This is a genomic window from Pseudomonas sp. EL_65y_Pfl2_R95 (assembly GCF_963971045.1).
Taxonomy (GTDB): Bacteria; Pseudomonadota; Gammaproteobacteria; order Pseudomonadales; family Pseudomonadaceae; genus Aquipseudomonas.
This window is the reverse complement of record NZ_CAXAOV010000002.1, coordinates 290,330-303,470: the sequence shown is the minus strand read 5'-3', so window position 1 is coordinate 303,470 and position 13,141 is coordinate 290,330. Positions and strand designations below refer to the sequence as shown.

Here is a 13,141-nt window from a genome sequence, read left to right as displayed (position 1 = left end):
GTCAGAGCTGAATCAGGCCAGCCGAACATTGCTTGGGGTTGTAGTTGCCGACATAGGGGTTGCTCCAGCCCATTACGCAGCCGAGTAACTGGTTGCGTTGGCGCTCCCAGTTTTTAACCGGGTAGGTGCGATTCCAGACGTTGTAGAGTTGCCGGTTCTTTTTCGATAAACGCAGTTTGTAGCGGTCGCTCATGTACAGGTAGGTGCGGGCGATCATGCCGCGAACTGATTTGCGCGGCATCGCGACCCGGGCTTTGAAGTCCACCACCATCTGGCAGGCGCCATATTGGCTCGGCGCTTGTGGCAGCCAGCCATAGCGGTAGTTGCTGCGATCACCGTTGATCTCTCCGATGCCGGGAACCAGATTGAACAGGTCAGCCTCCGCGCGCTTGTAGACAGCGTCGCTTTTTGAGCAATTCTTGCGTCCGCCTTTTTGCCAGCATTGGCGCTGGTGGCCGATTTCCCATGCGGGGACAATGTGTTCCCATTCAATGCGTGAAGCGCGGTTGCGGTTTTTCCGTGGGATATAGCCGCAACTCTTCAAGTCGATCTGCTTGCCGCTGAATTTACAGCCGCAATAGAACTCGGTCGATTGCTTGGCGTAGAGCTTCCAGCCGATCTTCTTTGCTTCGCTAAATGTGCGCGGCGGGTTGGCCCAAAGGCTGCTGCACACGAGCAGGCAGGCCAGGCTGATAATCAAGCGAACAAACATACAACGGCGTCCAAATGCGTCGCATCATAACAACCGTTGAGTATTTGCCAAGGCTGGATAAGTATTTGTATCTACTGAAAAAATATTTTTTTGGAGGTGGCTGCCAATGAGGGCTGCGGGTGATTCTGAGCTTCCACCCATCAGCCATTGCTCATGGCCCTAACGTGCGCAGCCTGCATCGGGTAGACTTGCCGCCTATTTGATCAGCCAAGAAGCTCGCCCATGGCCCTGCCTTCCACAACGTACAAAATCGAGTTGAACCTTACCGATATCGATCGCGGGGTTTACCAGAACTTGCGCTTCACGGTTGCCCGGCACCCATCGGAGACAGAAGAACGTTTGGCTGTGCGCCTGATTGCCTATGCCCTGTTTTATGACGAGAAGTTGGCCTTTGGTCGTGGTTTATCAGATGTTGATGAGCCGGCCTTGCGGGAAAAAAGCCTGGATGACCGTGTACTGCACTGGATCGAAGTCGGCCAGCCAGATAGCGATCGCATGACCTGGTGCTCACGACGCACCGAGAAATTCAGTCTGGTGGCTTATGGCAGCTTGCGCGTATGGCAAACCAAGGTGCTGGCGCCAGTGCTGAACTTGAAGAACATCAATGTGGTCGCGCTGGGGCAGGAAGCGTTGGCCGATTTGGCGCTGGATATGCCACGTGCGTTGAACTGGAGCGTGATGATCAGCGACGGTGAGCTGTTTGTCACCGATGAGCGCGGTCAGCACGAGATCCCAATGGAATGGCTCAAAGGCGAGCGCTAACCCATACGTAATGCTGAGGGAGAACAGCGCCTGTTCTCCCTCAGGTGTTTCACCGCTTAGTCACCATGGCGCAATCAAGACATCCAGAACTTGATAAACGAATCAAACGACAGCACCACGCCGACGCAGGTCGCAACGACCGCCAGAATGCCGAAACCGAGCATCCAGTTGGGGTGGTGGTAGTCCTTGCCGACAATATTCGGCTTCTTCGCTGCAATCAGAATGCAACCCAGCGCCAGTGGCAGCACCAAGGCGTTAAGCGTGCCGGCCACCACCAACACTTTCACTGGTTGGCCAACCAAGCTGTAAATCAGGGTTGAGCAGACGATAAAGGCGATCACCACGCGTTGGTTATGACGCTTGATGCCTTCATGCAGGGAGTACATAAAGCTAACGCTGGTGTAGGCCGCACCAATCACCGAGGTGATCGAGGCTGCGAGCAACACAATGCCGAATACTTTATAGCCGATGGTGCCCATTGAGTGAGAGAACACCGAAGCAGCGGGGTTGCCCGGGTCCAGAATCAAGCCCTGACTGACCACGCCCAGTGCGGCAAGGAACAGGCAAACCCGAACCACACCGGTGGTGGCAATACCGATAACGGCCGCGCGGGTGACTGCCTTGACGTTTTCGATACCGGTGATTCCAGCGTCCACCAGACGGTGGCCGCCAGAGAAGGAGATATAACCGCCGACAGTACCGCCGACCAAGGTCACGATGGGCAGCAGCAAGAGCATTGGATCATCCGGGTTGATGCTCTGGGACAAGGCCTCAAGCAACGGCGGATTGGACTGCAGCATGGCGTAGCCGATCATGCACAGCATCACCAGCCCCAGCAGTTGCATGACTTTATCCATGACTCGCGCGGCGTTGCGCATCATGAAAATACCGATAATGGCGACGGCGGCGATGATTGAGCCCAGCACGGGTGGCACGCCAAACAGCACATTCATGGCCAAGCCTGCGCCACCGATGTTGCCGATGTTGAAGGCAATACCGCCGAGCACGATAAACCCGGAAACCAGATGGCCAATGCCTGGCAATACTTTGTTAGCGACGTCCTGGCCACGCAAGTTGGACACGCTGAGCACGCGCCAGATATTCAGTTGGGCGCCGATATCGATCAGCAAGGAAATGAGAATGGCAAACGCAAAGCTGGCCATATATTTGGCGGTAAACAACGAGGTCTGGGTGAGGAATGCTGGCCCAATCGATGAAGTCGCCATGATGAAGATCGCGCCGCGCATAACGCTACGCTGGTGCCCGGGGGCGGTGTCGAGGGTGCTTGCCGTAGGTTGCATGATTACCTTCTTTTTTTTGGAGTTTGGCAGGGCGTTGTTAGAAAACGGGTGCAGTAAAAATTGTTGTTATGCGTCGCTGTACATTTTTTATTGGTTAGATCACACCCAATTGCTCGTTGCGCAGATCGCAAATAAGCATGTGCCCGGGGGCGTGAGTGATTGCCAGCGCCGGTTTGCTGTGCATGGCAACGGCTTGAGGGGTAACGCCACAGGCCCAGAACACCGGCACTTCGCCATTACTCATGCGTGAGGCGTTACCGAAGTCAGGTTGGGCCAGATCGCTGATGCCTAATGCCGCCGGATCACCGATGTGCACGGGGGCACCATGCACACCGGGGAAGCGCGACGTCACTTGCACTGCGCGCACGATTTTGTCCGCTGGCATCGGGCGCATGCTAACCACCATCGGCCCGCTGAACTGGCCCGCAGGGCGGCATTGGCGGTTACTGATGTACATGGGCACGTTGTGGTTATCTTCGATATGCCTGACGGGCACATCATTGGCCAGCAGCGCGCTTTCAAAGCTGAAGCTGCAGCCAATCAAAAAGGCCACCATGTCGTCTTGCCAGTGCTCAGATATATCGCAGACTTCCTCTTCGAGAACGCCGTGGCGATAGATCCGGTATTTAGGCAAGTCCGTGCGAATGTCGGCGCCGGGTGCGGCATAGCGCGAAACAGCTGAGCCAACATCCGTGACATCCAGCAGTGGACAGGCTTGCGGGTTGCGCTGGCAGAACAGCAGAAAGTCATAAGCCTGAGCTTGGTTAACAATCAACAGGTTGGCTTGAGCAAAGCCTGACGCGAGCCCGGCCGTTGGCCCGGTGAATTCCCGCCTGCGGATCAGTTGGCGCAGCTGCTCGGGGCTCAATGCGTTTAATGGCTGCATGTTGGAATATCCTTGAGGCATTAAACCCACTGGGCCAATTGACGCCTATGTAAACGCTGAGCGGACTCTAGCGCTATGGGTTTGAGCTGCAGTTCGGTACCGGGCAAACACTGGGCTAATTGGGCCACCGCTGTGGGTGTTAGCGCGCCAAGGCGCGGATAGCCACCAATGGTTTGACGGTCGTTGAGCAAGACAATTGGCTGGCCGTCGCTGGGGACTTGAATCGCGCCAAGCGGCACGCCCTCAGAGACCATCTGCTGACGCTCACAACGTAATGCCGGGCCAAGCAAGCGCACACCCATGCGGTCAGCGCGTTGATCCACCTGCCAGGTGCTGTTGAAGGCATCGAACAAGCTTTGCCCAGTGAAGTCAGCAATCTGCGCGCCCAGAATTACCGGCAGAATGAGTTGCCCTGAGCGTTGCGGGATATTATCGGCGCTCATTTCCCGGGGTTGCGGCGCATCCCGGCTGTTACGCCATTGCAGCAGGTCATTGCTTTTCAGCGGTTGGCCATCACCTTGCAAGCCGCCGAGTTGATCCCGCTTGACGCTTGAACAACTGCCCAGTACGTGCGGCGCGACAAACCCTCCATGTGCGGCCAGGTAGGCTCGCACACCATCAACCGGGGTTTGGAAGCGCAGGCGCTGCCCCTTGCGAATGTTAAAGCTACGCCACGGGCTGATGGCTTGGTCATCGAGTTGAGCGCCAAGGTCTGCACCGCAAAGCGCCAGGCAGGTATCGGCTTGCGCAACTAACTCAAGATTGCCGAGGGTGATTTCGATCACCGCAGCATCGAGCGAATTGCCGAGCAGCCAATTGGCCCAATTCTGTGCGATCCAGTCTGCGCCACCGCCTTGGGTGACGCCCAAATGGCGTACACCAACACGGCCGCTGTCCTGCAGGTTTGCCAGAGCGCCACTGCGTTCAATTAACAGGCTCATGGTTTAACCTCGAATGCTGTGTCGTCACCGCCCAGCTTGATGAATTCGGCATGATCAATGGCTACAAAGCGCACGCGGTCACCGGGCTGGAGCAAGCTGTAGCCATCCAACTCGCGGTCAAATAAACGTGCAGGGCTGCGCCCGATCAGGTTCCAGCCGCCCGGTGATTGCAGCGGATAAATTGCCGTTTGCCGATCAGCGATACCTAAGCTGCCCGCGGGTACTTGCTGGCGCGGGGTGCTCAGGCGTGGGCTGGTGAGTATTTCATCGACCAATCCCATAAATGCATAGCCAGGGGCAAATCCCAAGGCGAAAACCTGATAGGTGTGTTCACTGTGCAGCTTGATAACACCCGCATCACCGAGGCCTGTGCGCTCGCCGATAATTAGCAGTTCAGGGCCGACTTTGCGGTCATACCAAACGGGAATCTGCAATTCACGCCCGGCGCTGGCAGTTTGAGGTTGCAAGTCAGTCAATGCTTGCTGAATCAGTGCGCGCGCTTGGCGGTCATCGATTTGCTTCAAGTCATATTGCAGTAAGACGGTGGTGTAGGAGGGCACAAGCTCCAGCAGCGCACCGGCGAACGTTTCGCGCAGGCGCTCTGTTGCGGCCAGTAACCACGGCATGTTGTCTTCTGCGATTTCATCAAACAGGCGCAGCATCAAGCTGTCGATGGCCACGACTTCAATGCGTAGCTTCATCCTTGAAGTGCCTTCAATGCGACGCGGATCTGCTGCACGGCAGCGATTGACCCGGCGTTATCGCCATGCACGCAAAGGGTGTCTGCGCGTAGCTGCAAGGCGCTACCATCTTCAGCGATCAGCGCGGTGTTGGTGGCCAGATCGGTGGCTTGCCTGATGATGGTTTCAGCGTCGTGATGAACTGAACCGGGCTTCGATCGAGAGACCAGCATGCCGGCGGCGTCATAGGCACGATCGGCGAAGACTTCGAACCACAGCTTGATTCCAAGCTCATCGGCCAGTTGTTGGCTGGCGCTGTTATCGCGGGTGGACATCAACATCAGCGGCAACTCAGGGTTGTAACGCGCCACCGCCTGCATGACTGCTCGCAGCGAGGCGGGGTTGCGCATCATGTCGTTATACATCGCACCATGGGGTTTGACGTAGCTGACCTGAGTGCCTTCCGCTCGGCACATGCCTTCGAGTGCGCCAATCTGATAGAGCAGCATGTCTTCGATTTCTTGCGGGCTGCAAGCCATCGACCGACGACCAAAACCCACAAGGTCGGGGTAGGCCGGGTGCGCCCCAATTTTCACCTGATGACTGACTGCCAAGGCCACGGTACGACGCATGATGCTCGGGTCTGAGGCGTGAAAGCCGCAGGCGATATTGGCGCAGTCGATAAACGGCATGACCTCGGCATCAAGGCCCATGCGCCATGCGCCGAAGCTCTCACCGATATCACAATTGAGGAGTAAACCACTCATTGAAATCCCCTGGTTATTATTGGTGTTCGGAAAGCGAACTAGAATTTCTTTGACAAAACGATGATATTTTATCGATAAAACGTCAACGTATTTTTTCCAAAGGCACATCCGATCAGCCGGCGGCCAGACAAACGGCTTTGTTGTATGCTTGCCGCCATCCACGCCTTAAAGCCCATAAGAAACACTAGCTCAGTAATGGATTTCAGATGACCGACGGCAACGTTTCACGCACTTCGCGCAGCTCTATTGTGGCCTCCAGCCACCTTGCCGAGCAGTCGCAAGAGCTTTCGCAGATGGAGTTCGGCATGATCATCGCGGGCAACGCTTTTATGCGCTGGATGGAGCGCTGCATGAAGGCCGCAGGCGGCGTTGAAATGAATGCACTCGATGTGATGGTGCTGCACAATCTGGTCAGTCGCGGACGTGCCAAGCGTCAGGCCGATATCTGCCTGCTACTCAACATTGAAGACACCCACACCGTTACCTATGCCCTGAAAAAGCTGAGCAAGCTGGGGTTGGTGATTGGCCAAAAGCAGGGTAAGGAAATGTTCTATCAGGCCACAGCTAAAGGCCTTGAGCTCTGTGCTGAGTACACTGAGATCCGGCAGGAATGCCTGATCTCAGCCTTTGAAAATTTAAATATCAATCCCGAGGACATTCACCGTCTTGCGGGCATGCTGCGGGCGATGTCCGGGCTATACGATCAGGCCGCACGCGCAGCCACCTCGCTGTAACTTTTAATTTTCTGTAAAGCCGCAAATGCCCTTGGTGTTGCGGCCATTTTGGATACTGATTAATGCGTATTGAACCCCGCCCACTGCCAGACACCTTGCCGGATCTGGGCAGCTTGCCCCCTTTGTTGACGCGCCTTTATGCCGCGCGGGGTGTGCAGTCCATCGCTGAATTGGATAAAGGCTTGGCCCGGCTGATTCCTTACCAGCAACTTAAAGGAATGGAGGCCGCGGTTGATTTGTTGGTGACGGGGCTTGAACAACGCCAGCGGATGTTGATTGTCGGTGACTTCGATGCTGATGGCGCGACGGCCAGCACCGTTGGCGTGCTGGGTTTGCGCATGCTGGGTGCGGCGCATGTCGATTATTTGGTGCCGAATCGCTTTGAGTATGGCTACGGCCTGACCCCGGAAATCGTCGCGGTGGCGCTCGAGCGTGAACCGCAATTGTTGATTACCGTCGACAATGGCATCTCCAGCGTTGAGGGCGTGGCAGCAGCTAAAGCGGCAGATTTGAGCGTACTGGTCACCGACCACCACTTGCCTGGCCCTGAGTTGCCAGCGGCGGATGCCATCGTTAACCCCAACCAGCCCGGTTGTGAGTTTCCGAGCAAGGCCTTGGCCGGTGTGGGTGTAATGTTTTATGTATTGCTGGCCTTGCGTGCGCGCTTGCGAGTGATTGGCTGGTTTACCCAGCGCGGCATTCAGGAACCGAATTTAGCTGAACTGCTGGATCTGGTTGCCCTGGGCAGTGTCGCCGACGTAGTGCCTCTGGATGCCAATAATCGCATCCTGGTTCACCAGGGCCTGGCGCGGATTCGTGCAGGGCGGGCACGGCCGGGCTTGCGTGCAGTGCTTGAAGTCGCAGGGCGTCAGCACGGGCGGATTACCTCAACTGATTTGGGTTTTATCCTTGGTCCACGCTTGAATGCAGCCGGGCGCCTGGATGATATGAGTCTCGGCATTGAGTGCTTGCTGTGTGAAGACGAGGCACTTGCCCGCGATATGGCGGTGGCGCTTGATCAACTCAATCAGGACCGCAAAAGCATTGAGCAGGGCATGCAGCGCGAAGCGCTGGCGCAACTCAAGGATTTACCGATTGCAGACATGCCATTTGGCTTGTGCCTGTTCGAACCGGACTGGCACCAAGGCGTAATAGGCATTCTTGCCTCGCGCCTCAAAGAACGTTATCACCGGCCGACCATTGCTTTTGCAAATGCGGGTGATGGCGTGCTCAAGGGCTCGGCGCGTTCGGTGCCAGGTTTTCATATTCGCGATGCGCTGGATGCTGTTGCCGCTAAGCACCCTGGGTTGATCAGCAAGTTCGGCGGCCATGCGATGGCGGCAGGCTTGTCGTTAGCGGAGGCTAATTTCCCGGCGTTTGCCGAGGCGTTTGATAGCGAGGTGCGTCGCCAGTTGGTTGAGGATGACCTGACCGGCCGCTTGTTGTCAGATGGCATCTTGTCGCTCGAGGAATATAACCTTGAACTGGCGCGGGCACTGCGTAATGCAGGGCCTTGGGGCCAGCATTTCCCTGAGCCGCTTTTCCATGGGGCGTTTCAGTTGGTGCAACAACGTCTGGTCGGAGACAAACACCTGAAAATGGTGTTGAAAACTGAGTGTGGCGGCCAAACCTTGGATGCCATTGCCTTTAATATCGACCGTGACCAATGGCCAAACCCTACCGTGCGCTGGGTCGAGCTGGCTTATAAGCTTGATGTCAATGAGTATCGCGGCAATGAGACGGTGCAGTTGCTGGTGGCCCATCTGGCAGCGCGCTAAACAAGCTTGGTGGCGCAAACAAAACGGGGCTGCGCAGGGGTCGACAACGCGAAGCTTGGCCACCATGGGTAAACCAATCTCCCAGGTATCTGCACCGGCTAAGGGTGGATGAAAAAAGCGTCATCCAGCCTACGGACCTGTTCGCGACCTGCTCCGTTGTACTGGCTGTTAGGTCTTTTTTAGCAATATTTCGATGCACTCTGTTTGTAGGCTCGGCGCAACTGATGCGCTTAAATCAGGTCAATTTACTAGACCTTATGATTTATGACGCCTGCAGATCTGGCGCGGAGAATGCAATGAACACACGTGGATTGCTCGATCAATTACTTAAGTCCGGCCAGGACATGATGCAGAAAAAAACATCAGGCCAGCAGGGCGGCTCATCTGCTTCTGGCGGTGGTGGCCTGGGTGACGTTCTCGGCAGCGTTCTGGGCAAGTCGGGTTCATCATCTGGCGGTTTAGGCGGCATGCTCTCTGGCGCTGGAGGTGGGGCGTTGGCCGCAGGCGCAATGGGCTTGTTACTGGGCAATAAGAAAGCCCGTAAGTTTGGTGGCAAAGCGCTGACTTACGGCGGTCTTGCTGCCCTTGGCGTGATTGCTTACAAGGCTTACGGTAACTGGCAGTCGCAGCAGGCAGGTGGTGCTCAGCAAGAGCCGCAAACCATTGACCGCTTGCCCGCACCCGAAGTCGAGATACACAGCCAAGGCATTCTTAAAGCACTGGTCGCAGCGGCCAAGGCCGACGGCCATGTCGATGCCCGTGAACGTCAGTTGATTGAAGGCGAGCTAAGCAAACTGGCTGATGATCAAAGCACACAGCGCTGGCTTGAGGCTGAACTGAACAAACCGCTAGATCCGGCGGATGTGGCTCGCGCTGCAACCACTCCGGAGATGGCCGCAGAAATGTATATCGCCAGCGTGCTTATGGTCGATGAGGAGCACTTTATGGAGCGCGCCTATCTAGAAGAACTGGCGCGCCAACTGAAACTGGATCCTGCCTTGAAGCTGGAGCTGGAAACGCAGGTCAGAGCTGAGTTAGTGGTCGCCTAACCACTGCTCCTCGCCCAACCATTTAAGTTGGAGGAGGAGCAGCTACAAGCTATTTACTCGCTTCAGGCCTGGCTGCTTCATCTGCCACATAAGATGTTTTGCCCTGGGCCAGGAAGACGCGCGACCAGACGCTCATCAGGATCGCGCAATTGGTTATTTCTTCTTTTTCCACAGCGCTGTAACCGACTTTATCCAGTTGCGCGTAGGCCGCTGGCATGGCTGAATTGTCCAGCTTAGCCAGGGCCTCGGCATAGGCCAGTGCCGCCCGCTCCTTGTCGCTGAACAGTTCGCTGCTGCGCCATGTGGCGAGCGCATAGACCTTAGCGGGTGCAATCCCAGACTCCAGCGCATCACGGGTATGAAACACCGTACAGTAATTGCAGTTATCCACTTGGCTCACGCGCAAGCGAACCATTTCTGCAATCTGTGGCGCGAGTTTTAATGAGGTGTTGTTAGAGCCGTAAGCCTTGGCCCATTGAGTAGGCAGTTCAAGAAACTTCGACTCGTTAGTCGTGAGGCGGGTGGTCTTGAACGCGATATCCCCAAAACTTTGGTGAACGATGTCGGCGGCATTGGTAGTGCCTGCGATGCTGGCAAGGACACAGGTGGCCAGGGCCATAATTTTGCTGTTCATTTTTCACAATTCCTTTGTTTAATTTAAGCGCAAAGCGCGACCGCACTAACGTCCATGATGCGGTGCGCCATCATACCCCATGCGCAAAACCGGGTTCCAGACTCAGTAGCCATTGCAAACTGGTGCGTACTCTGTCGCTGGTCTATCGTTGATAGCCTCATATCGTGTTTATCAAGGCAATGGAGGCAAAAATGAACACTAGCGGTTTGCTTGAGCAGTTATTGCGCGCTGGTTTGTCTGGGCAAGGAGGTTCCAGCAGGGGCGCGGGCGGCATGGCAGGGGGGCTTGGCGATGCTTTAGGGGGCGCACTTGGCGGCATGCTGGGTGGGTCGAACAACACATCGGTAGGTGCAGGAGGCTTGGGCGGTCTTGGCGGGTTGCTCGGTGGCTTACTGGGCGGTTCCGGGCAGACGGGCCAGACCTCGCAGCCAGGCAGTACCCAAAGTACCAGCCGCGGTGGTTTGAGTATGAGCGCCTTGGCCAGTCTGGGTATGCTGGCTTATCAAGCTTATAGCGCCTGGCAGAAAAATCAGGCGCAAAATCCCCAAGCCTCTGCGCCAGCTGCTGCGATGGCCATGCCGCAAACGGTAGACATGCTCGCGGGGCCTGAGGTTGAAGCACACAGCCACGCAATATTGCGTGCGCTGATTGCAGCATCCAAGGCCGATGGGCGCATGGATGAGCAAGAGAAAACACTGATATACGCAGAAATAGCCAAGCTGACCTCAGACCCTGAGTTGCAAGACTGGTTGGATCAGGAAGTGCGCACGCCTCTGGATGCCACAGCGGTTGCCGGGGCGGCGAATAGCCCAGAAATGGCGGCTGAAATGTATTTGGCCAGTGCCCTGTTGATTGGTAATCAAGAGGGCGGTGAGCGCCAGTATCTGAATGATTTGGCCGCTGCACTGCAGTTGGAGCCTGGCTTGCAGGCGCAGCTTGAGGCGCACGCCAGCCCACAGGGGTGATTGGTCTCTGCCAGCCCTCAGGCAAATGCCAGCCGCACTCTGCGGCTGGCAACCACCCCGACCAATAGATCATTCTGTTAGCCGCCCCGAGCGGTTAGGCTGGGCCGTGAGCGTATAAGAATTAGAAAGTGAGGCGTCGATGCAGCAATTTCTCGAAAGCTATGACTACCTGATCGTCGGGGCAGGGCCTGCAGGGTGCCTGCTGGCTAATCGCTTGTCTGCTGACCCCAGTGTGCACGTTCTGCTGCTTGAAGCGGGCGGGCGAGATAATTACCCATGGATTCATATTCCAGTCGGTTACCTCTATTGCATTGGCAACCCGCGCACGGACTGGTGTTACGACACCGTCGCCGAAGCGGGCCTTAATGGGCGTTCGCTTAAATACCCGCGGGGGCGCGTGCTCGGTGGCAGCTCCTCAATCAATGGCATGATTTATATGCGAGGTCAGCGTCAGGACTACGATGGCTGGGCGGCCGCAGGTAATTCAGGCTGGGCTTGGGATGATGTATTGCCGATCTTCAAACGCAGTGAAAACCATTACGGTGGCGACACTGAGTTGCACGGCGGCAAGGGTGAGTGGCGTGTCGAGCAGCAGCGTTTGAAGTGGGATGTGCTGGAGTCGTTCAGGCAGGCCGCAGCGCAAACCGGCATCGCCAGCATCGAGGATTTCAACGGGGGCGATAACGAGGGCTGCAGTTATTTCCAGGTTAATCAGCGCCGGGGTGTGCGCTGGAATGCCTCAAAAGCATTTCTGCGTGGCATAGAGCAGCGCGCAAACTTGCATATTGCGACGAATGCAGATGTGCAGCGGCTGACGTTGGCCGATGGCCGCGCCCAAGGCTTGAAGGTACAGGTTCAGGGGCGTGAGCAGACGATCAAGGCACGCCGCGAAGTTATCCTGTGTGCTGGTGCCATTGGCTCACCGGCGTTGTTGCAGCGCTCCGGTATTGGCCCGCGTCCGTTATTGGAGCGCCTGGGCATTGCGGTGCAACATGAATTGCCAGGGGTGGGCGAGAACCTGCAAGACCATCTGCAATTACGCCTTATATATAAAGTCAGCGGGGTCAAAACCCTCAATCAAATTGCCTCCAGGCTGTCGGGCAAAATGGCCATGGGCATTGAGTATTTGCTCAACCGCAGCGGCCCGCTCGCAATGGCACCGAGCCAGTTAGGTGCCTTTGCTCGTTCGAATGCCGAGCAAACCAGCGCTAACTTGCAATATCACGTGCAGCCCTTGTCGCTGGAGCGCTTTGGCGAACCCTTGCATGGTTTTCCAGCCTTCACCGCCTCGGTGTGTAACTTGCGACCCTTTAGTCGCGGCAAGGTCGCGATAAACTCGCTCGATAGCAGTGCAATGCCATTGATTCAGCCTAACTATTTGAGCGATGAACGCGACCTGCAAGTCGCTGCCGATGCCATCCGTCTAACCCGCCGAATCGTTGCCGCACCGGGGTTGGCTGCTTTCAAACCGGAAGAATATAAACCAGGGCCGAGTTATCAGACTGACGAGGATCTGTACCGTGCAGCCGCAGAGATTGGCACCACCATCTTTCATCCGGTCGGCACCTGCAAAATGGGCCAAGGCGCAGATGCCGTGGTTGATGCCCAGTTGCGAGTGCATGGGGTTGCGGGCCTGAGAGTCGCGGATGCCTCTATTATGCCAAGCATCGTTTCGGGGAATACCTGCTCGCCCGTGCTGATGATCGCTGAAAAAGCTGCGCAGATGATAATGCAGAGTCACTCAGCAGCTATGGTTAATGAAGTGCTTACAGATTCGCTGGGGCGAAGTGTTCGTGAGCCGGTTAATAGCGGCTAACTTTCTTCAAAAGTGCGAGCTTGCTTTAGATAAGTCGCTTGCGGCCGATAGGGTGAGTCACTAGAGTCGCCTCATAGCCGCACCTTTGTCGCTGCGGGTCTGTATTGAATCAGGTA

At 56.3% G+C, this 13,141-nt stretch carries 13 protein-coding genes; 6 read left to right on the top strand and 7 right to left on the bottom strand.

Features of this window, described 5'->3' with window-relative positions; all coding sequences use genetic code 11:
- Position 1: 1 nt before the first annotated feature.
- A complete protein-coding gene (locus AACY09_RS09250; protein ID WP_339487438.1) occupies positions 2 to 712 on the bottom strand; it encodes an endonuclease I family protein in 711 nt (236 codons plus the stop codon).
- Positions 713 to 934: 222 nt separating this feature from the next.
- Between AACY09_RS09250 and AACY09_RS09245 the strand changes: the two genes are divergently transcribed.
- The gene (locus AACY09_RS09245; RefSeq protein ID WP_339487437.1) at positions 935 to 1,474 is read left to right on the top strand and encodes a YaeQ family protein; all 540 of its coding nucleotides are present in this window, start codon (positions 935 to 937) and stop codon (positions 1,472 to 1,474) included.
- 74 nt (positions 1,475 to 1,548) lie between these two features.
- Here AACY09_RS09245 and AACY09_RS09240 read toward each other — a convergent pair whose 3' ends face one another.
- The 5 genes from AACY09_RS09240 to AACY09_RS09220 all read right to left on the bottom strand — a co-directional run bounded on the left by AACY09_RS09240 (position 1,549) and on the right by AACY09_RS09220 (position 6,049).
- Positions 1,549 to 2,775, bottom strand: coding sequence for an NRAMP family divalent metal transporter (locus AACY09_RS09240; protein WP_339487436.1), 1,227 nt, complete (start codon positions 2,773 to 2,775; stop codon positions 1,549 to 1,551).
- A 94-nt stretch (positions 2,776 to 2,869) separates the two neighbouring features.
- Complete coding sequence (locus AACY09_RS09235; protein ID WP_339487434.1) at positions 2,870 to 3,661, bottom strand: putative hydro-lyase; 792 nt, start codon at positions 3,659 to 3,661, stop codon at positions 2,870 to 2,872.
- Between the two features lie 20 nt (positions 3,662 to 3,681).
- Positions 3,682 to 4,602, bottom strand: coding sequence for a 5-oxoprolinase subunit C family protein (locus tag AACY09_RS09230; protein WP_339487432.1), 921 nt, complete (start codon positions 4,600 to 4,602; stop codon positions 3,682 to 3,684).
- Complete coding sequence (gene pxpB / locus AACY09_RS09225; RefSeq protein WP_339487430.1) at positions 4,599 to 5,303, bottom strand: 5-oxoprolinase subunit PxpB; 705 nt, start codon at positions 5,301 to 5,303, stop codon at positions 4,599 to 4,601. The genes AACY09_RS09230 and pxpB overlap by 4 nt, the downstream gene beginning before the upstream one ends.
- Positions 5,300 to 6,049, bottom strand: coding sequence for a 5-oxoprolinase subunit PxpA (locus AACY09_RS09220; RefSeq protein ID WP_339487428.1), 750 nt, complete (start codon positions 6,047 to 6,049; stop codon positions 5,300 to 5,302). Before AACY09_RS09220 ends, pxpB begins: the two co-directional genes overlap by 4 nt.
- Before the next feature lie 206 nt (positions 6,050 to 6,255).
- Here AACY09_RS09220 and AACY09_RS09215 point away from each other — a divergent pair, with 206 nt between their 5' ends.
- The 3 genes from AACY09_RS09215 (at position 6,256) to AACY09_RS09205 (ending at position 9,610) form a co-directional block, all read left to right on the top strand.
- Positions 6,256 to 6,783, top strand: a complete 528-nt coding sequence (locus tag AACY09_RS09215) for a winged helix DNA-binding protein (RefSeq protein WP_339487427.1) — start codon at positions 6,256 to 6,258, stop codon at positions 6,781 to 6,783.
- 62 nt (positions 6,784 to 6,845) lie between these two features.
- Positions 6,846 to 8,561, top strand: coding sequence for a single-stranded-DNA-specific exonuclease RecJ (gene recJ, locus AACY09_RS09210; protein ID WP_339487426.1), 1,716 nt, complete (start codon positions 6,846 to 6,848; stop codon positions 8,559 to 8,561).
- A 296-nt stretch (positions 8,562 to 8,857) separates the two neighbouring features.
- The gene (locus AACY09_RS09205) at positions 8,858 to 9,610 is read left to right on the top strand and encodes a tellurite resistance TerB family protein (protein ID WP_339487424.1); all 753 of its coding nucleotides are present in this window, start codon (positions 8,858 to 8,860) and stop codon (positions 9,608 to 9,610) included.
- A 49-nt stretch (positions 9,611 to 9,659) separates the two neighbouring features.
- Here the strand turns inward: AACY09_RS09205 and AACY09_RS09200 are convergent, their stop codons facing one another.
- On the bottom strand, positions 9,660 to 10,244 hold the full coding sequence (locus AACY09_RS09200; protein WP_339487423.1) for a carboxymuconolactone decarboxylase family protein: 585 nt from the start codon (positions 10,242 to 10,244) through the stop codon (positions 9,660 to 9,662).
- Positions 10,245 to 10,435: 191 nt separating this feature from the next.
- Here AACY09_RS09200 and AACY09_RS09195 point away from each other — a divergent pair, with 191 nt between their 5' ends.
- Positions 10,436 to 11,209 carry a tellurite resistance TerB family protein gene (locus tag AACY09_RS09195; RefSeq protein WP_339487421.1) on the top strand — a complete coding sequence of 258 codons (774 nt, stop codon included), beginning with the start codon at positions 10,436 to 10,438 and terminating at the stop codon, positions 11,207 to 11,209.
- A 139-nt stretch (positions 11,210 to 11,348) separates the two neighbouring features.
- Positions 11,349 to 13,025 carry a GMC family oxidoreductase gene (locus AACY09_RS09190; protein WP_339487419.1) on the top strand — a complete coding sequence of 559 codons (1,677 nt, stop codon included), beginning with the start codon at positions 11,349 to 11,351 and terminating at the stop codon, positions 13,023 to 13,025.
- The last annotated feature ends 116 nt before the right edge of the window (positions 13,026 to 13,141 follow it).